At 44.4% G+C, this 19782-nt stretch carries 20 protein-coding genes; 4 read left to right on the top strand and 16 right to left on the bottom strand.

The features are described 5' to 3' along the window. Positions 1–26 precede the first annotated feature (26 nt). The 5 genes from gloB to IM753_RS04500 all read right to left on the bottom strand — a co-directional run bounded on the left by gloB (position 27) and on the right by IM753_RS04500 (position 6269). Positions 27–812, bottom strand: coding sequence for a hydroxyacylglutathione hydrolase (gloB, locus tag IM753_RS04520; protein ID WP_227713070.1), 786 nt, complete (start codon positions 810–812; stop codon positions 27–29). An 88-nt stretch (positions 813–900) separates the two neighbouring features. Further along, positions 901–1983: a 3-phosphoserine/phosphohydroxythreonine transaminase gene (serC, locus tag IM753_RS04515; RefSeq protein ID WP_194108769.1), complete on the bottom strand. Its 1083-nt coding sequence runs from the start codon at positions 1981–1983 to the stop codon at positions 901–903. 88 nt (positions 1984–2071) lie between these two features. Further along, complete coding sequence (locus tag IM753_RS04510; RefSeq protein ID WP_194108768.1) at positions 2072–2989, bottom strand: hypothetical protein; 918 nt, start codon at positions 2987–2989, stop codon at positions 2072–2074. Positions 2990–3264: 275 nt separating this feature from the next. Further along, positions 3265–5664, bottom strand: coding sequence for a M48 family metalloprotease (locus tag IM753_RS04505; protein WP_194108767.1), 2400 nt, complete (start codon positions 5662–5664; stop codon positions 3265–3267). 14 nt (positions 5665–5678) lie between these two features. After that, positions 5679–6269, bottom strand: coding sequence for a LemA family protein (locus IM753_RS04500; RefSeq protein WP_065255775.1), 591 nt, complete (start codon positions 6267–6269; stop codon positions 5679–5681). A gap of 217 nt (positions 6270–6486) precedes the next feature. Between IM753_RS04500 and rodA the strand changes: the two genes are divergently transcribed. The 3 genes from rodA to IM753_RS04490 all read left to right on the top strand — a co-directional run bounded on the left by rodA (position 6487) and on the right by IM753_RS04490 (position 8882). Next, entirely contained in the window at positions 6487–7629 is a 1143-nt protein-coding gene (gene rodA, locus IM753_RS04495) for a rod shape-determining protein RodA (protein WP_194108766.1), read from the top strand. A gap of 218 nt (positions 7630–7847) precedes the next feature. Then, entirely contained in the window at positions 7848–7970 is a 123-nt protein-coding gene (locus IM753_RS13275; RefSeq protein WP_255518641.1) for a hypothetical protein, read from the top strand. Positions 7971–8312: 342 nt separating this feature from the next. Further along, positions 8313–8882, top strand: a complete 570-nt coding sequence (locus tag IM753_RS04490) for a septal ring lytic transglycosylase RlpA family protein (protein ID WP_079325281.1) — start codon at positions 8313–8315, stop codon at positions 8880–8882. A 166-nt stretch (positions 8883–9048) separates the two neighbouring features. Here IM753_RS04490 and folD read toward each other — a convergent pair whose 3' ends face one another. The 11 genes from folD to moaA all read right to left on the bottom strand — a co-directional run bounded on the left by folD (position 9049) and on the right by moaA (position 19212). Further along, the gene (folD, locus tag IM753_RS04485) at positions 9049–9903 is read right to left on the bottom strand and encodes a bifunctional methylenetetrahydrofolate dehydrogenase/methenyltetrahydrofolate cyclohydrolase FolD (protein ID WP_194108765.1); all 855 of its coding nucleotides are present in this window, start codon (positions 9901–9903) and stop codon (positions 9049–9051) included. Positions 9904–10056: 153 nt separating this feature from the next. Further along, complete coding sequence (gene clpA, locus IM753_RS04480) at positions 10057–12396, bottom strand: ATP-dependent Clp protease ATP-binding subunit ClpA (RefSeq protein WP_194108764.1); 2340 nt, start codon at positions 12394–12396, stop codon at positions 10057–10059. A gap of 350 nt (positions 12397–12746) precedes the next feature. Beyond that, positions 12747–13757 carry a tRNA dihydrouridine synthase DusB gene (gene dusB / locus IM753_RS04475; RefSeq protein ID WP_065255780.1) on the bottom strand — a complete coding sequence of 337 codons (1011 nt, stop codon included), beginning with the start codon at positions 13755–13757 and terminating at the stop codon, positions 12747–12749. Between the two features lie 20 nt (positions 13758–13777). Beyond that, the gene (locus tag IM753_RS04470) at positions 13778–14797 is read right to left on the bottom strand and encodes a ribonuclease Z (RefSeq protein ID WP_065255781.1); all 1020 of its coding nucleotides are present in this window, start codon (positions 14795–14797) and stop codon (positions 13778–13780) included. Between the two features lie 115 nt (positions 14798–14912). Continuing rightward, positions 14913–15401 (bottom strand): molybdenum cofactor biosynthesis protein MoaE, encoded by a 489-nt coding sequence (locus IM753_RS04465; protein ID WP_194108763.1) that lies wholly within the window; start codon positions 15399–15401, stop codon positions 14913–14915. A gap of 1 nt (position 15402) precedes the next feature. After that, positions 15403–15672 carry a MoaD/ThiS family protein gene (locus IM753_RS04460; RefSeq protein WP_065255783.1) on the bottom strand — a complete coding sequence of 90 codons (270 nt, stop codon included), beginning with the start codon at positions 15670–15672 and terminating at the stop codon, positions 15403–15405. Then, complete coding sequence (gene moaC / locus IM753_RS04455; protein ID WP_065255784.1) at positions 15662–16135, bottom strand: cyclic pyranopterin monophosphate synthase MoaC; 474 nt, start codon at positions 16133–16135, stop codon at positions 15662–15664. The genes IM753_RS04460 and moaC overlap by 11 nt, the downstream gene beginning before the upstream one ends. Continuing rightward, entirely contained in the window at positions 16132–16842 is a 711-nt protein-coding gene (locus IM753_RS04450) for a molybdenum cofactor guanylyltransferase (protein ID WP_227514679.1), read from the bottom strand. Before IM753_RS04450 ends, moaC begins: the two co-directional genes overlap by 4 nt. A 14-nt stretch (positions 16843–16856) precedes the next feature. Beyond that, a complete protein-coding gene (moaB, locus tag IM753_RS04445; protein WP_065255785.1) occupies positions 16857–17423 on the bottom strand; it encodes a molybdenum cofactor biosynthesis protein B in 567 nt (188 codons plus the stop codon). Between the two features lie 34 nt (positions 17424–17457). Next, a complete protein-coding gene (locus IM753_RS04440) occupies positions 17458–18159 on the bottom strand; it encodes an MOSC domain-containing protein (protein ID WP_065255786.1) in 702 nt (233 codons plus the stop codon). Positions 18160–18207: 48 nt separating this feature from the next. Next, complete coding sequence (moaA, locus tag IM753_RS04435; protein ID WP_227514680.1) at positions 18208–19212, bottom strand: GTP 3',8-cyclase MoaA; 1005 nt, start codon at positions 19210–19212, stop codon at positions 18208–18210. 338 nt (positions 19213–19550) lie between these two features. Here moaA and IM753_RS04430 point away from each other — a divergent pair, with 338 nt between their 5' ends. After that, a complete protein-coding gene (locus tag IM753_RS04430) occupies positions 19551–19724 on the top strand; it encodes a hypothetical protein (protein ID WP_156065081.1) in 174 nt (57 codons plus the stop codon). Positions 19725–19782: the final 58 nt, after the last annotated feature.

Here is a 19782-nt window from a genome sequence, read left to right as displayed (position 1 = left end):
TTTTGGACAGTGATCTATCTACCTGTCTAAAACTTATTTTTTAATTCACGCAGTGCCGAAAATACCGATAATTTATCGTCATGATTTAAGGGATAAATTTGCTTGATATTATTTATCATCGCTTCATTATCCGTTTGCAAAAAGACGTTAATCAGCCGTTCTTGCTTTAAAGACGTTGGCAGGGACGGGATATTGTTTTTTAACTCATTTTCCACCGTATTTTTATAACTCAAAATCTCTTTTTTGGTCGTCTCATCACATACCGACAAGCCAAAGTTGAGATTGGAGAGCGTATATTCATGCGTGGGATAAAACAGCGTATCAGCAGGCAAGGTATCAAACCGCTCCATGCTATCAAATAACTTCCCAATCGTCCCTGTAAACACCCGTCCACAACCGCCACTAAATAGCGTATCGCCACAAAATACATGGGTCGTATTAGCCATATCGCACAAATAGGACAAATGCGTGTCGGTATGCCCTGCCGTTTTCCATACTTTAAAAGTCAAGCCTAACAGGTCAAATTCGCTGTTCTCATCGCACGCCACATCAGGGGTCATGCCAATGGCGTTAAGGTGCGACTTATGGGCATAAATCTTGGCATTGGGATAAGCGGATTTGGCACTTGCCACACCGCCAATGTGGTCATCGTGATGATGCGTGATTAAAATGGCAGATAGGTTAAGATTATGCTGATATAGATAATCCAGCACGGGCTTATCATCGCCAATATCCACGGCAATGGCGTTGTCGTCCTTCGCGATAAGCCAAACATAATTGTCATTTAAAATCGATATGGGGATAATGTGCATGAGTTTTTCCATAATATAAAAAACCGACTGGTCGGTTGTAAAAATAAGGGCGAACCAAATCCACCCCCTATGTCAAATTATCATAAAATTAAGCGTGCGTTTTTTCAAATTCTTTCATAAAATCTGCCAACGCCTGCACCTGCTCATAGGTTACGGCATTATAAATGCTCGCTCGCATACCACCAACGACACGATGACCTTTTAGGTTTAACAGCCCTGAATTTTTGGATTTTTCCAAAAAGACTTTATCAAGCTCGCTGTCGGCAAGCGTAAACGGCACGTTCATGATAGAGCGGTGGCGTGGATTTACAGCATTGTCATAAAAGCTAGAATTATCAATCACTTGATACAGTAGTTCGGCTTTGGCTCGGTTGGTTTTGGCAATACCTTCTACTCCGCCATTTGCCAATAGCCATTCAAACACCAAGCCCGACAAATACCATGCAAACGTAGACGGCGTGTTGAGCATACTGTCGCTATCTGCTTGATTTTTATAATTTAAAATGCTAGGACACCACGCACTTGCACGCTCCATTAGATCTTTGCGGACGATGACAAGGGTCAAGCCAGCAGGTCCGATGTTCTTTTGAGCCCCTGCGTAAATCAGCCCAAAATCATTTACGTTAATTGGCTCAGATAGGATACAAGACGACATATCCGCCACGATAGGAGCATTTACTTTTGGGGTGTCAAAAATCTGCACGCCGTGAATGGTCTCGTTGGGGCAGTAGTGAAAATAGGACGCACCGTCTGTCAGCTCCCAAGTGTCAGGCGTGGGTACGTCTTTGCCGTTACCCTGTGCGACTAAGTTAATCTTACCTAAGCCTAGCGTTTCATAGCGTTTGGCTTCTTTATAGGTCTTTTCTGACCATGTGCCAGTATTTAGGTAATCAGCCGTACTGCCATTTAGCAGGTTAAAGGGAATGGCAGAGAATTGCAATGACGCACCGCCTTGCAAAAACAGCACGGCATAGTCGTCCGAGATACCCATGAGCGTGCGTAAATCCTGCTCGGCTTTGGTGGCAATCTCAATATAATCGGCACTGCGGTGGCTAATCTCCATGACGGAAACGCCCTTGCCACGCCAATCTAACAGCTCGGCTTGGGCTTTTTGTAGGACTTCGGTGGGCATGGTGGCAGGGCCAGCACAAAAATTGGCAAGACGGTTCATAGCTATCCTTTAAAGATGGGGAAATGATAGGGCATTGTAGCAGATTTTTGGCAAAATTTTAACAGTTATCGGCACATTTAGCCACAACTTAGCCCACAACCGTTTGCCAAAACTGCTTTTTTGGGGCGGGATTAGTCATCATTTGGCGGATACTCGGCAAGGTTTGGGTGGTTTGGGCGATGACACCTGTGGGCGTATCTGTCAAAAACGCCACTTGCACCGCTTGATGATGGGTGGGCGACACACAAAGACCAATGACAAAGCCGTCAAAGGTATATTGGGCGGGGTTTAGCTCCACGTCCGAGCGAAACTCGTTTTTGACCAATGGGTAACCAATCTCACGATAAAAGGCAGTAATGGGCTGATGATTGGCTTGATTACTTAGGGCGTTTTTGAGCGACTGCCATAGCGACTGCTCATCACGGCTCATCAGTAGCATATCTACAATCAGCACCCACTGTCCGAACCGCACGCCTTGTAGAGCAAAGCGGATGTCAAGATGAGCAGGCGAAGCAAAGGGCTGGGCTTGGGCAAGGTTGGTTATGGGATTTGGTTGGACTGGGGGCTGGGCTGTGGATTGGGCTTGCTCATCTGTTGTATTACCCCCCAGCTTTCTTTGTGGTTCGGGCGTGGCTTGGGGTGGTTGTTTATTTATGATGTCGCTAGGTGCTAAATCAGCAGATGGCGGATTATCGGCAGATGAACTGACAGGACTAAGCAACGCTCTGACATCCACAGCAGATGAGATTTGTGCTTTGTCCGATGTTGGCTTGGTATTTGGCGTAGTTTTTGGTTTGTCATGTTGCTTGGCAGGCAACTCATCAGGCAACAAATGAGTCAAGCGTGGATTGGGTTGCAAGCGGTCATACACAGGCGGTAGGGCTATAATCTCTGCCCTACTCTGCCCTACTACTGAATGTCTTTTTGCCCACAAAGGTATGCCCGCCAACGCTAGGATATGGCGACTTTGGGCAATCTTTGGCGGACAGTCAGACAGGGTATTCATGTTATATGGGGCGTTTTGCCAAGATAATTTTACAAATAACTTAATAGACTTCTTTCCAAACCCTGATTTTTATGGATTTTTAAAAACTTCAACTCCAATACTTATAAGGGTTTATTTTTAGTTTGGAAAGAGATTTAATATACATCACAGACTTGCAAGGGCTGGTTCTACATGCTCTTTTGATGACTTTGTTGATAAGCGTGCTCAGCACGCCCCTACACCCAAATATCATTGTGTTTGTAGTAGTTTTAAAGTTTTGTGGTTATTATTGAAAATCAATACAAAACAAATTCATCATCAGGACACCAATATTGATGTAAGGTTAATAATATTTCATAATCACGCTCACACAATATCCCATCGCCCAATAAAGCGGTATGTAGTGTATCAATATATCGCTTAGCCGTCAATGTATTTTTCTGCTGATATTTTAACAGCCATAACGCCATATCTATCGCACTAAATGCACTCATGGCTTGCATTAATTTTGTCATGTCCATCTCATCAATCACAATCTCATGATTGATAAGCTGAATCAGCCGTTGTATGCTTGCACGGCATTTTATGTCATCGCCATCATCATAATGAGCCATAACCATATATATCATTACTGTTATCATTATCCAATCATTCATGTCCATGTCATATTTATGATACATGAATGTCAGCTTTTGTAATAATGGTTTATCAGTAACATCCATATCATCGGCAAATATCGCCAATAAACGATATAAATGCACACCCTGCCATAATAGACTCAAATCATCGTGATGATTATTTTGATGATGTGGCTTGTTGATAAATACCAATAGATGATGAACATCATTTTTTAATAAAACCTGTTTATCATCATGTTCCAAATCCTTGATAATACGCTGATAAATTAGCATTAATAAGCCATTATCAATACGCCTATCCATCTCTGCCACGGTTTTTAATAAAGACTTATCTATTTTTATGGTATCATTATTATCTAATTTTACATAAAAAACATTCGCCAAATCCAGTGAGTCGGATAAATAAAACCCATCATTATCATGACAAAAGACAATCGCATAAAACAGCGAAAACAATTTACTCATGGGGCGATGTAGGTCATCATTACGCAAATAACGGGCGATGATAAGGGGTAGTGTCATGCTTTTGACATGAGTCATATTGACATGATGAATATTTTTTAATTCATAATCAGCTCTGGCTTGTTTGGGGTATATCATCTCGCCTTGGGCTTGCCACGATTTATCCACAACCAATCTGCCATTAATCACTTTATCTTGTGATATTTCAATGTCATTATTATAAATAGCAATGTCAATCGTTTTTTTATCATCACTAGGACTCACAAATAAATGAGCATCTTTATCTTTACCTATATCTTTATCATCACATAATACCAACTCCACGGTTTTATAATCGCTCACGCCTGATTTTTTATGCCAATTGATAAGCATCATTTTATCATGAGTTTGTTGTAATACATTCACGTCCAAATCATCAATCGCCATCTTGGCAAAGTCATCATAATAATGCTCATTCAACGCCAGTATTCGCTCATGGTTGCTCGGGTGCGTGCTACCCATATGCCCCATTCGCTCACGCCAATTAATAGACGTCTGGGCATCTTGGGGGTTTAGGAAGAAAAAATAACTCAAATGCGTGGTATAGCGTTTTTGGGCGTGTGCCAAATACGGCGTTCGCTGCAGGGTTTGCAATAATTTTGCCACGCCATCGCTACGGGTTAATTGTACCGATGTCGCATCCGCCAAAAACTCACGCTGACGGTTAAAATGCTGTTTTATCCATTCGCTACTTGCCATGCCCAAAAAGCCCAATAAGCGAATCACCAAAGAAATAAACTCTATGGACAATCGCCCCGTACCCATCACAATCACATATTCTTGACTTTCGCCTTTATCATCTTGGTATTGATAGCGTTTGGCTTTGGGTTTTTGTCGCCATTTGGATAGCCATTCTAAGCCATCGGCAACATCATAAAGCCATGACAGCCCCGACATTAAGACATACATTTGCACATTTAATTTGGCATCGCCATGTAAGATATGCCCATATTCATGCCCAATAAGTCCATAAAGGCTTTCATTATCTAATTCTAACGTCCCTTTACTGACAACGAGCATCATATTGGCTTGATTCACCCCTGCCACAAAGGCATTTACCCCCGTCTCATCCATGACGTATAATTTAGGTAAAGTAATGTTTGACGCAATGGCTAACTGCTCAGCAAATTCATAATACCGACGATATTTTGGTTCAAAGTCTTTGATGTCTTTGGCATAAATCACCTGTTGTCTTTTTTTATTTTTATTATTATCTTTATCATCATTAAAATGATTAACAGGTAAATCCACGCCTGACATATTAATAAATAAGCGTGTGACATCAATGTCTTTTAATAAAAAGTCATTATCATGGCTGATTTTATTATAATGATATAAAACACTCATGATAAAATAACTGGGTACAAGAATCAGTACCCAAAACCAAGCAAAACCACTTAAATCACCAAAGATGACATACCATATTATCATAAAAAATAATAAGGCAAGTAATACATGAATCATCATCGCCATGACAAATAACGCATATAACACCATGCTGTTTCTTTTGTAATGGCGTTGTAATTCAAAAAAGTTTTGATAAATTCGCTGTGGCATACATCACCAATACATCAAAGGCTGACTGCTGGTGCAACATCAATGGCGGATTTATCGGCAAATTCTAATTGTGCTATTGGCATAAATCCAAACCAATTTGCCACCAGATTATTAGGAAAACTTTCACGTTTGTTATTATAAAACATCACGCTGTCATTATAAAACTGACGGGCAAATCCAATGCGGTTTTCGGTGTTTTTAATCTCATCAGACAGCTCTTTTAGGGCAGAATCGGCTTTTAATTCGGGGTAATTTTCTACCACGGCATAAAAACTGCCCAACGCTCGAGACAGGTTGCTCTCAGCATTTGCCAGTTTGGCAAGCCCGTCCGTGCCTGACAGTCCTGTATTTTTAAGGGCATCCAATCCACTTTTGGCGATGTTTCTGGCTTCGGTCACTCGGGTTAGTACCTGCTCTTCGTGGGTCATGTAGCGTTTGGCGACATTGACGAGATTGGGTATTAGGTCGTGGCGACGTTTGAGCTGAACATCAATCTGTGCCAGTCCGTTTGCCACTTGGTTTCTTAGACGAACCAGTGCGTTATACACCGCTATCAAAAAGCCGATAATAACTGCCAATATGATGAGTGTCACGATAATAGCCATAATTTTTCCTTATTTTGCAAAATTTTGCCCTAACACAAAATTTTACTGTTAAAAATCATCAAGATGAATTAAAATAGTACGTTTTGATAAAAATGTCGGTCACTGATACATTAGCAGTCATGCGACCATCTTATTAATTTATCATGAAATCCGCCAACTATCAGCAATTTTTTGATAAATTTTATCAAAAGTTTATCCAACCGCACCACGATTTGCCATGAGAGAAGAACAGTACCGATTTTCACGCCAAAGCCATCACTTCGTTGGGCGAGATTTAGAGCCGAGCGTGTGGCAACGCATTCACATCGACCCGTGGCTGACCCTGATTTTGTTCAGTATCTGCTTTGTGGGTTTGACGGTGCTATACAGTGCGTCCACGCAAAACACCGCCATGGTCATCAGACAAATGGTGAGCTATGGCATTGCCTTTGTGGTCATGGCAGTCATGGCACAGATTCCCCCGACTTTTTATCGCACGCTAAGTCCCATTTTTTATGTACTGGGGCTGATTTTGTTGGTGCTCGTTGAGATTATTGGCGAAGTTCGCATGGGGGCAAGGCGTTGGATTGACATCCCCGGCTTTGGTAGCGTTCAGCCGTCTGAATTCATGAAGCTTGGCATGCCGATGATGTGTGCATGGTATCTGTCGAGAAAAGAGCTACCGCCAAGCATTCCCACGGTCTTTACCACGCTTGCCATCATCGCTGTGCCTGTGATACTCATCGCCAAAGAGCCTGATTTGGGGACGTCTATTTTGGTGGCGACCAGTGGCATGTTTGTGCTGTTTTTGTCGGGTTTGCCTTGGTGGATGATTGGTGGGGCGATTGCGGTGTTTATTCCTTTTGTGTGGGGCTTGTGGAATTTTTACATGCACGACTACCAAAAAACCCGTGTCATGACCATGTTTGACCCCGAAGCGGACGCCTTGGGAGCAGGCTGGAACATCATCCAATCAAAAACCGCCATCGGTTCGGGTGGCTTGACAGGCAAAGGCTATCTAGAAGGCACGCAGTCGCACTTACACTTTTTGCCCGAAGGTCATACCGACTTTGCCATCGCGGCGTTTAGCGAAGAGTTTGGTTTAGCAGGCGTTGGGCTGTTGCTGTTCTTTTATCTGTGCTTGTTGGCTCGTTCTTTTTATATTGCCGTTGTCAATCCTGACACTTATTGTCGTCTGCTCGCTGGGGCATTGACCATGTCATTTTTTGTCTATATTTTTGTGAATATGGGCATGGTCAGTGGCATACTGCCCGTGGTTGGCGTGCCTTTGCCATTTATCAGTTATGGCGGTACAGCGGTGATTACCCTGATGGCAGGTTTTGGGCTGCTAACCTGCGTGCATACTCATACCAAGCAGTAGGATACAATACCTTTTGTCGCTATTTTAAGACCTTATGTCATAAAACGATGTACGGTTTTGTTATAAATCATGTTAAGATAAGAGCATGACAGATTTATGACAAAAAATCATAAATAATGGTTTTTATTGAAGTTATTTTAGCAAATAATGGTTAAAAAACTCCTTTATTTTGTTAAATTTGAAAAAACAATAGGGCGTGCCTGCCTTTGGTATTTGCAATGAAAAATGAGAAAAATCGCACGTTTTTCAAGGAAAAAACGCAGGCTGATAGTCATTCTATCAGACAAGTTTTTGACGATGAAAAACAAGATTTAGCCATTTTTCATGCAAAAATTGATTGAAACGTTAAATTTTCATCTTATTTTATAAAAATGTTATCAATGGCAGGCACGCCCTAACATCATTGTGGTTATTTGGCATAAAACTTGCAACAATTAATTTTATACTATGGGACGGATTTCATTTTAACCTTTGCAAATTTGTAAAGTAACTTATTTTTTCAAGTGACTCATATAGCAACCTTGCAAAATAAAAAAGAAACCCCCATCTTATTAAGATAACTAACGATTGGCTTGCTTAAATTGACTTAACACCAATCATTAACCCACCAGAATGCCATCATGCTTTTGTATGAATAAGTATGAATGACAAAAAATGTCAGGCATTCCTTTATAGGTTCTCACATGAAATATCTAAAAACTGGTGCGATTGCACTTGCAACAACCCTAGGAACAGTCGCTCCTGTTCAAGCGGTCAATGCGGCAAATACAAGTGCCAATATTGATAAAGTATTGGGCGAGCTTAGCCGTCAGCACAATAACGCATCAAGCCTTGTCAAATCCACTCGTGACAACACTTCATTGGCGTTATCAAGCTCTTTAATCAAGGACGCTAAGAGTGACTCTCAAAAAGACTCGGACATGCTAGGACAGCTCTCTGCCGTTGCTTCTAACACCGTCAGCAAATTTAAACAATCAGGCATGGCATCATGGTACGGTCGTCAGTTCCACGGCAAACCTACCGCCAGTGGCGAAACCTTTGACATGAATGCCATGACTGCCGCTCACAGCTCATTACCAATGAACTGCTACATCAAGGTCACCAATAAAGACAATGGCAAATCGGTCGTCGTTAAAGTCAATGACCGCCCTGCCCAAGCCAACCGCATCTTGGATTTGTCTTATGGTGCCGCCAAAGCCATTGGGCTAACCCAAAAAGGTGTGGGCAATGTCAGTATTGAGCGTATTGATTAACCCCTTTTTTTCCTTTTAACTCCCTATTTAATAAGAAACCACGAATTTACATTTGTGGTTTTTATTTTACAAGCAATTTAGCACATAAAATTACAAAGGACGTGTTTAACACGTCCCTACGCCCACACATCATAAATCTGTGGTAATTTTAGCTCTTTGGCTCTATTTATAAACCTGCTTCTAACTCGCCTGCCTCCACGCTTTGGCGGATTAGAGTGTTAATGGTCATCGGCCCCACACCCCCCGGTACAGGCGTGTAGAAACTGGCAATATTCTCAATACCATCAAGCTCAATATCGCCCACACCGCCTGTCTCTGTCGGATGAAAGCCTGCGTCCACGACCACCGCCCCTTGTTTTATCCAGTCTTTCTTGATAAGCTCAGGCACGCCCACCGCTCCCACCACGATGTCGGCTTGGCGGACGTGGTCGGCAAGATTGGCGGTTTTAGAATGGCAAATGGTTACGGTGCAGTTGGCGTTTAGGAGCATCATCGCCATCGGCTTACCCAAAATCGCACTACGCCCTACCACCACAGCGTGCTTACCCGCCAGTGGTACGTTATAGTGATTTAGCAGGTGCATAATACCTTGTGGTGTGGCAGAGCCATAAGCACGCTCGCCCATCGCCATACACCCAAAGCCTAGACAAGTCACACCATCCACATCCTTAGATAGGGCAATCTCATCAAAGCAGGCACGCTCATCAATCTGAGCTGGCACAGGGTGTTGCAATAAAATACCGTGCACATCAGGATTGGCGTTGAGTTCACGGATTTTGGCGAGTAGCTCATCGGTGGTCGTCTCGCTTGGCATTTCCACACGGATAGACTCCATGCCCACACGCTTACAGGCATTGCCTTTCATACGCACATAAGTCGCTGACGCTGGGTCATCGCCGACTAGGATAGTCGCCAAAATGGGCGTACGTCCTGTTTTGTCTTTGAGTGTTTGCACTCGCTCTTTTAGGGAAGTTTCGATTTGGCTGGCAACGTCTTTGCCGTCTAGTTTGGTCGCTGTCATGATGATTACCTTGTGTTGATGGATGTTTGGTGGTTTTGCCGTGGTTGGGGAATGGCTTGGCTATTTAAATACTACTACCAACTTTACATAACCAAGGGCGAACAATCCACCCTTGGTTTAAAAAACCATTGAACAATCGCCAAGATTGGGCATTTATGCCATTTCTGACGTTTGGATTTGGCTTGCTGATTTTACCACATCAAAGATAAGTTTTGAATGCTTATCATTGGTTGAGTCATCGGATGGGTCATCAGACAGTCGCACTCTGACCACCCCACCTTGTGCCAGCTCGCCAAAGAGTATCATCTCGGCAAGGGGTTTTTTAAGCTCATCGGTTACCAATCGTGCCATCGGTCTTGCTCCCATGAGTTTATCATAGCCCTTCTCACCCAGATATGTACGCACGTCATCGCTGACTTCTAATACCACGTTTTTGTCATCCAAAGTGCTTTGTAGTTCGATGATAAATTTATCCACTACCGAACCGATGGTCTCACTAGATAACGGAGCAAACTGCACCACTGCATCCAGACGGTTGCGAAACTCTGGGGTAAAGGTACGCTTCATCGCCTCGCTGTTATCACTGCTATGGTCTTGCTCGGTAAAGCCCATCGATGTACGGCTGATACTCTCCGCCCCAACATTGGTCGTCATGATAAGGATAACTTGTTTAAAGGACACGCTTCTGCCGTTATTATCGGTCAGTGTGCCGTGGTCCATGACTTGTAGCAGTAGGTTAAAGACGTCATGATGGGCTTTTTCGATTTCATCGAGCAGTAGCACGCAGTGGGGGTGCTGATGGACTTTTTCGGTCAAAAGTCCACCTTGGTCATAGCCGACATAACCCGGGGGTGCTCCGATGAGCCGTGACGCGGTGTGGGCTTCCATGTATTCACTCATATCAAAACGGATAAGCTCCACGCCCAAGGCAAAGGCAAGCTGACGGGCGATTTCGGTTTTACCAACCCCTGTTGGACCTGCAAACATAAACGCCCCGATGGGTTTTTCAGCGGATTTGAGTCCTGCCCGAGCCAGCTTGATACTGTCGGCTAATTTGCCAATCGCTTCATCTTGTCCAAAGACGACATGTTTTAAATCTCGCTCTAAGTTTTTCAACACTTCCACATCATCACGACTCACCGATTTGGGCGGTATGCGAGCGATTTTGGCGACGATTTCTTCGACCTGTGCCACATCCACCGTGCCGATGATGGCTGTTTGTGTGTCATTGTCAGCATTGTCCAACTTCTCGCCATGTTGCAGTCGCATTCTCGCCCCTGCTTCATCGATGACATCAATGGCTTTATCAGGTAAAAAACGGTCATGGATATGCTTGGCGGACAGCTCCACTGCCGATTTGATGGCGTCATCGGTGTAGCTGACCCGATGAAAAGCTTCGTACTGAGCTTTTAAACCTTGTAAGATACCAATACTGTCTTCTATACTTGGTTCTTTGATGTCGATTTTTTGAAAACGCCTGGATAGGGCATGGTCTTTTTCAAAGACTTGACGATATTCGGCAAAGGTCGTTGAGCCGATACAGCGTAACTCGCCATTGGCTAAGGCAGGCTTGATAAGGTTGGATACGTCCATCGTACTGTTCATGGACGAACCTGCCCCGATGATGGTGTGAATCTCATCGATAAATAGCACGGCATTGGACTGTTTTTTGATGGCTTTTAACAAGTCCTTGATACGGTTTTCAAAATCGCCACGAAACTTCGTCCCTGCCACGAGCGAACCGATGTCAAGGCTATAAATGATGGTATCAGCTAGGGCTTTGGGGGCTTTGCCACTGGTGATGAGCCATGCCAAGCCTTCGGCGATGGCGGTCTTGCCCACCCCAGGGTCGCCCACCAGCAGGGGATTATTTTTACGGCGACGGCATAGGATTTGGGCGGTGCGTTCTATCTCTGCCATGCGTCCGATGAGTGGGTCGGTCAAGCCTTGTTTGGCTCGCTCATTGAGATTTTGGGCGAACTCTTTGAGCGGGTCTTTTTTGGGGGCGGACTTTTGGGCTTTGGGATTCTCATCTTCTTCGCTCTCGTCCTGCTCATCATTAGGCTCATTCATGCCGTGCGACAGGTATCGCATGACCGACAACCCCGATATGCCCTGCGATTTGAGCAGTGCCACCGCCTGTGAATCTCGCTCTTTAAATATCGCCACCAACACATCAATGCCTGACACCGCTCGCCCCTGCCCACTGGTCTGCACGTGCCAAATCGCCCGTTGTAGCACTCGCTGATAGGCTTTGGTCATCATCGGTGTGGCGTGCGTGCCTGTAATGCGTGGGATATAGACTTGCAAATACCGCTTCAACTCATTTGCCAAAAAGTCCAAATCCACCCCGCACGCCGTCAAAATCTCTCGTGCTTCGGGGTCGCTGATAAGCCCCAGTAGCAAATGCTCAACCGTGATGTATTCGTGCTGTTCTTTGTGGGCAAAATCTTCTACCGCTTGGCGAGTATTTTCAAAGGTTTTATTAAACATAAAGTCCTACTTGATGAATGCTTTGATTAAGGCGTGTCTGCCCTTTGTATTTGCCATGAAAATAGGGGAAATCGCCCGTTTTTCAAGAAAAAGCCCGCAGTTGATATTGCAATATCAACAAGGATTTTGACGCAAAAAACATCCGACCGCTTAATTTTAAAAATGAAGTAAAAAAATCTTAAAATCAAACAGTTAAGTGGTCGGATAGCCATTTTTCATGCAAAAACAGATGGTTTGTTTTATAAATTTTAACATGTAAATTGTGCTATAAAGGGTAGGCACGCCCTATTAATATGGGGATAATGCCACAAAAAACCATGATTATTTTACAAAAATAATGAATAATGGGATTATTTATCCATCTGTGTGACTTTTAAAAACTCATCAACCACTTTATATTGTCCGCTTGTCGTCTCTTCACGATACATCGCCTCACGAAAGGCGTTGGAATTGGCAAGTCCGCCTGTGTACCAAGCGATGTGTTTTCGGGCAATGCGACAGCCTGAATATTCGCCATAAAATTGATACAGCTCGTCCAAGTGAGCCAGCACAATCTCACGCAGTTCACTCACGCTAGGCGATGGCAAAAGCTCGCCTGTGGCAAGATAATGAGCAATGTCCCGAAAAATCCACGGTCGCCCCTGCCCTGCTCGCCCTATCATGACCGCATCCGCCCCTGTGTACTCTTGCACCCATTTGGCTTTTTGGGGGCTGTCAATATCGCCATTCACAATAATAGGGATTTTGGCAGTTGCCTTGACCTCTTTGATAAGCTCATAACGGGCATTGCCTGTATAAAAATCCTCTCGGGTGCGTCCATGTATGGCAAGGGCGGAGATGCCTGCGTTTTCGGCAATTTTGGCGACCGTTAGGATATTTTCTTGTCCATTGGCAAAGCCCAAGCGTGTTTTTAGGGTAATTGGCACGCCCAAATCGGCAACCGATTCCACCGCACTGTCAAGCAATTTTTTTACCAAATCCAAGTCTTGCAAAAGTGCCGACCCCGACAATTTGCGACACACTTTTTTGGCAGGGCAACCCATGTTAATATCCACGATACACGCCCCATTTTCTACCTGAAATCGTACCGCTTGGGCGAGCTTATCAGGCTCCGCCCCTGCCACTTGGGCGGATATAGGGGCAATCTCACCCGAAAAGTTGGCACGATACAGCGACTTTTGGTGGGCGTATAGGGCGGTATCGGCGATAATCATCTCACTGACGGCATGACCTGCCCCAAAGGACTTAGCAAGACGGCGAAAAGGGTTGTCCGTTACCCCTGCCATTGGGGCAACGATAAGGCGATTGGCAATGGTTTGATTGCCGATATTTAGGGGAGTTAAGAGTATGTGTTTATTCATAAATGGTTGGTTTTATTAGGTTAATTGATAGTATCCAAACCCACTGCCACTTGCAAAAAATCCTTTGCCAGCACCAGTTTGCCGTCATAATACCGCTCCACTTCCTTGCGGATATGCCCCATGTTGGGCTGTTTGGCAGTGTCATTATCAAAAGGGGCATATCTGGCACTAAAATGGGTCAATATCAGCATGGGAACGTGGCAGGCGTGGGCAAATTGAGCAACCATTTTGGCACTAGAATGCTTGGGGTCAAATCCGCCCAGCTCGGCAGGTTTGTTCACTATTTTTTGCATGACATCATCGGTATAGGTCGCCTCATGGACGAGGGCGTGGCAGTCTTTGACGGCTTGGGTCAGTAGGCTTGGCGTGTCGTTGTCGCCTGCGATGACGATTTTGGTGGTGCTTTGGATATTGACTTTGTAGTCATGCGGATTGATGGTATTATCATCAAGTGTTAGGGGCGTATCCGCCTTCAAAATCTCATGCCAATACCTATTGGCGATGTTATCGGCTTTTAATTTATCGGTCAAAAGTTTGTCTTTGTCAAGCGTCTGGTTAATCTCAAACCCAAACGATGCAATGCGGTGCGATAGCGTGTGCAGGCGTATATCAATGCGATGATTATCGCCCAAATCAAGGGATAGCTCACGCTCCAAATTATCCTCAATGGCAATAAAATCAATGGGATAATTAAAATACAGTTCGCTCACGATGGTTAGCGTATCCAGCAGTTTGGCGATGGCTTTTGGGGCGATGAGCGTCAAAGGCTTGGTGCGTCTGTTCATGCCAAGGCTCGCCAAAAGTCCGCCCAGCCCATAACAGTGGTCGCCATGCGTGTGAGTGATGAGTATGGTGGATAAGCCATTGGGCGACAGATGGCTTTTTATGAGCTGATGCTGTGTACCTTCTCCGCAGTCGATGAGTAGCCAAGCATGGCGTTTGGCATGGGCGTTGGCAATGCATTCTAAGGCAAGAGCAGAGACGTTGCGTTCACGGGTTGGCACACCGCTTGATGTGCCTAAAAAAGTGAGCTTGAACATGGGGTTAATTGATAAATATGGTGGCACATTGTACCATATTTATCAAAATGGGTTGGGATTTATCAAAATAAATCAGGGCGATTTTACCACCCCGATACGTAACTATTCGTCGTCCCTAGCCATTATTAGACAACCACAAACTGCTGTCATCATCATAGAACTCCTGCTTCCACACAGGAATGTCGGCTTTGATGGCGTTTAATAGCCATTCGCAAGCATCAAAGGCGGGCGTGCGATGAGACGCACACACCCCAATCCACACCGCCATATCGCCAATGCCAAGCTCGCCAATGCGGTGAATGGCGACAGCGTGCGTGATGTCAAAGTTGGCTTTGGCTTCACGGATGAGCTTCGCCCCGTGGTTGATGGCGAGCTGTTCATAGCCGTAGTAAGTCAGACGGCTCACCGCTCGCTTGTTATTATGGTTACGCACCCACCCTTCAAACGTTACCAACGCCCCTGCGGTGTCATTTAGTAGATACGATTTTAACAATCTATCATCAATGGGGCAATCCGACAAAGCAAAACCGTCCACTCGGGCAAGCTCATAGGCTTGCTCCACAGGCAGGCTTGTGATTAACGCATTATCATGAACCGTTTTCATATCAGCCCCCTGCCACAGGCGGAATAAAGGCAATCGTATCGCCTGATGAGACCGTATCACCCCAACCGCCAAACTCGTGATTGATGGCAACCGCCACTTTGTCTTGGGGTAAATCAAAGCCGTATTGGGCGGACAGCTCATTATAAATCACTGCCAAATCATCGCTATCTACCTGCACAGTCTCACTATCCTTACCTGCTTGTTCGGCAAGGCTGGCAAAGTACAGCACAGTAAGGCTTATCGTATCAAATGGTTGATTGTTATTTGTCATAATCGGATTTTCCCCCTGTTTTTTGGACAAGATGAATGTCAGTTATCGTGATGTCATGGCTGATTGCCTTGGTCATGTCATAGATGGTCAGACACGCCACAGATACGGCGGTCAAGGCTTCCATCTCAACGCCTGTCTTGTGGGTAACTTTGGCGACCGCCCCCACCACGATGGCACACTCATCATCAGCATACTCAAAGCTCATCTTGATGGTGTCAAGGGGCAAGGCATGGCATAAGGGTATCAGCTCGTGCGTTTTTTTGCCCGCCATAATCCCTGCGATGTGGGCAGTCTGAATGATACTGCCCTTTTTGGTCATGCCGTCTGTGTCTTTGATGTGGCGGTACACGTCAGGGGTGAACACCACCTTGCCCTGTGCGGTGGCGGTGCGTGCGGTGGCGATTTTGTCGCCCACGTCCACCATGGTGATGTTGCCGTCTTTGTCTAAATGGGTAAGATTCATGATTGCTCTTTTTGTGGGTTGTTTTTAAAATACGACAATGCCAATTTAAATTCATCAGGCGTATTAAAATTGGCAAGATTTCGCCAATCTGTTGGCATGGATATTTGGCAAATATCTTTATCCTTTAAAAATTTCATCACAGACCGCTCGCCCTTATCCAAATACACTTTTAATTCATTATATAAAGACAACGAATAACAGCCCAATAACGGATAATCTTTATCGCCCGATGTGTCTTTTAAATACGCCCCATGATGATTGTTTAAATCAGCCTTTTTTAATAAATTAAAAATTTGGCTAACATCAATCAAGTTATCACAGCTCATCACCATTAAAAATTTATCGGATAAATTTTTATTTTCTAATTCATCTTTATTATTTAAAAAATGATTTTGGCAATAATGAAAAGCGGATAATATACAAGACAACGCCCCTGCATTTTTGATATAGTCATCAATGATAACAACAGATAAATTGATTGAATTGGCATTATTAAAAAAAGACTTATCCAAAAACCCTTTGTCATTATCGCCAATGAGTATCGGCAGATTTAATGTCTTAGCATTATTGACATGAAAATCAAGCAATGTCTGATGATTTGGCAAGGGCAACAACGCCTTGGGCGAACCCATACGTCGAGAATTGCCCCCTGCCAAAATCAATAGACCAATCACGCTCATGGCTTTATCTTTTTTACCTTTTTGCATTTCATATTTATGCCTTAGCCGTGCGTGGGATTTTGACGCATAAGATGTGGCACAAAGTTGCAAGGACGTGTGCGGTTATCAAGCTGTTCTAACAAAATGCCTTCCCAGCCCGTACGGCACGCCCCTGTCGAACCTGGCAAGCAAAAAATCGCTGTGCTGTTTGCCATGCCTGCCACCGCCCGAGATTGCAAGGTGGACATACCAATGTCGTCTTTGGAGAGCAGGCGAAACATCTCGCCAAAGCCCGCCACTTCTTTGTCAAACAGCACCGACACCGCCTCTGGCATATTGTCCCGATGATAAAAGCCCGTACCGCCCGTGCTGATGACGGCATGAACATCAGGGTCGGCAATCCACGCACTCATCACGGCACGGATTTGGTAGATGTCGTCTGTTGTGAGCTTGCGGTCGATGAGCGTATGCCCTGCCTTTTTGATACTGTCCGCCAGATATTGCCCTGACGTGTCTTCGTCCAGCGTGCGAGTGTCGGAGACGGTCAGCACGGCAATGTTGAGCGGAATAAATGGCTTGTCCGCTTTTGGCGGAGCGATGTGGTTGAGGTTGTTGCAAAGTTCGCACATAGGATTGCCCTTTTAAATAAAAATAAATGAAATATCAATGAGCTTTACGTTTGTCGTGAATTTTCTTTTTCCAGCTGATTTCTAGGCAGTCAATACCAAGCCATTTATCCGCCGTCTGTGCCTCAATGCCAGATTTTTGGTTAATCAATGACCATAACGCTGTCAAATTAGCAAAAGGATAAGGGCGGTCAATGAGATAAACAGGCATGTCCGCATGAAGTACCCCTGTTCGCACCACCTGATAATACCACCCTGCAATACCCTCTCGTGCCACGAAATAGGACACGCCTGCATTGCCAAGCTTGTCGTTAATCTTGTAGCAGGGACGACGCGGCTGTATCAGACGCACTTGCACGCTGTCATCGCCCTCGCCAAACTGATAGATATCACCAATGCAGACATTATCCTCGCACATCGGCTCGCCTGATGTCATCACGGTTAGGTTCTCGCCCAATGAGCCGATGGGTACGTTCAAATTAAATTCTTGATTGATGGCGTCATAGGTCGTGATGGGCATTTGGTGCAGGGCTTTTAGGTGTCCGCCGTGAAATTTATGCTCCGCCTGCTCATCTTCGGACAGACCCAGCAGATTCACCTTCATACTACCTTCAATCGCTATTTTGTTAATGGCACTCACGCCACGCACGAACGGCTCTACCTTGCCTGCTCGTACATCGGTTAATGTGCCGATAAGTCTTGGCAAATCATCTAGTTGTGTGATTGTCTCTGCGGTCATGATTGAACACCTTATACATGAAAAGCAACATCATATCATAAGATATGACTAACCGCCCACCAATGAGAGATTATTCATAATACCGCTATGACTGTCTAAATAATGATGTTCAGGTTTTATTGGCATTAAGCCTTTTAGTGCTGTCATTAGCCCTTTTTTGTCTTGTGTGGCAAGATAAGGGCGAATGTCATAATTTTGAGAATCAAATAAGCACAAATGCACTTTACCAAGACTGCTGACTCTTAACCGATTACAACTATCACAAAAGTTTTTGGCATATGGCTCAATAATGCCAATACTGCCTGCATAATCAGGGTGGGTATATTCAATGGCAGGTCCATCGTCTTGGGCTTTGGGTTTTGGTTGCCAGCCGTGTGTGATAAGGTGGTCTTTGATAAAATAAGCGGTTTGATTTTGAGCAAAAAACAAATCGGCATTATCACTGGTTTGCATAAATTCAATAAAGCGATAAGTAACAGGACGCTCTTTGACAAAATCAAGGGCGGATAATAAATTATCATAAGCGGTATCGTGCATTAAAATACCGTTCATTTTTAATTTGATATCAGTCGTTTCTAATAATCTATCCACGTCATTTAATAGCGTGGGCAATATGTCAAAGCCTGTGATTTTTTTGAATATGTCTTTATCAAAACTGTCAATGCTAAGATTTAATTGATTAAGCCCAGCGTTTTGCCAAGATGATAGATGTTTGGCAAGTTTGTAGCCGTTTGATGAGATGGCGACTTTGGCAATGCCATGCTGTCTAGCAAGGGTGATGATATCCGCCAAATCACGGCGAACGGACGGCTCTCCGCCTGTCAGACGCACTTTTTTTGTGCCAAGGCTGACAAAGCCACCAAAAAGCGTGTCAATCTCGGCAAGTGTCAGCTCGTCATCAGGGCGTTTGCCTTGATAGCCATTCGGCAGACAGTAATCACAGCGAAAGTTACAAAAGTCGGTAACGGATAGGCGTAGGTAGGTCAGCTGTCTGTTAAATCCGTCCACAAGCGGCGTGGGGGCAAGTTGGGTGTGTAAGCCTTGCCCGCCCATGTCGGCAAAGGGGGCTTTAGCGTGGTAGGTGGGGACGGACGTTTTCATGGCTTCGTAAGGCGTTGCCTCGGTTGTGGGTATGGGCTAAGTGTAGCAAAACCGTGCGTTCGCCCCAATCGCCCAAAAGGCAAACGGCATACTACTTTGGGGGTAGGGGTGAGATGATGGGATTTTTATTTGCATGACTACAATATGTCATCATAAAACCACTTGAACACCAAACCAAATCGCTGTATGATTTAAAAATCCAAATAAAAAGTTAGGGCGTGCCTACCATTTGGTAACATTTTATTGAAATTTAACAAAAACCTAATAAATTAAATCAAGGAAATAACCCCATGATATTGATATTATTCTTTATTCTTTGGTTGGTTGGGGCGATTGTTTTTGGCACGATATGTACATTTATTGGCGGTTATGTCCGTTCCTATAATGATACAGGTATGTGGCTTGGTCTGGTATTATCTGCACTTATTTATGTCGTGGCGACCATGATATGGTTGTTGGGTTGATGAGTTTATTTAGCCATTTTATTAAAAAGGCAAATTGATTAAAAAAGGGCAAAAAAAA

This window comes from Moraxella sp. K127, assembly GCF_015223095.1.
In the GTDB taxonomy this organism is placed as follows: Bacteria; Pseudomonadota; Gammaproteobacteria; order Pseudomonadales; family Moraxellaceae; genus Moraxella.
Note: the sequence above shows the minus strand (reverse complement) of the source record. Positions and strands in the feature narration are given on the sequence as shown.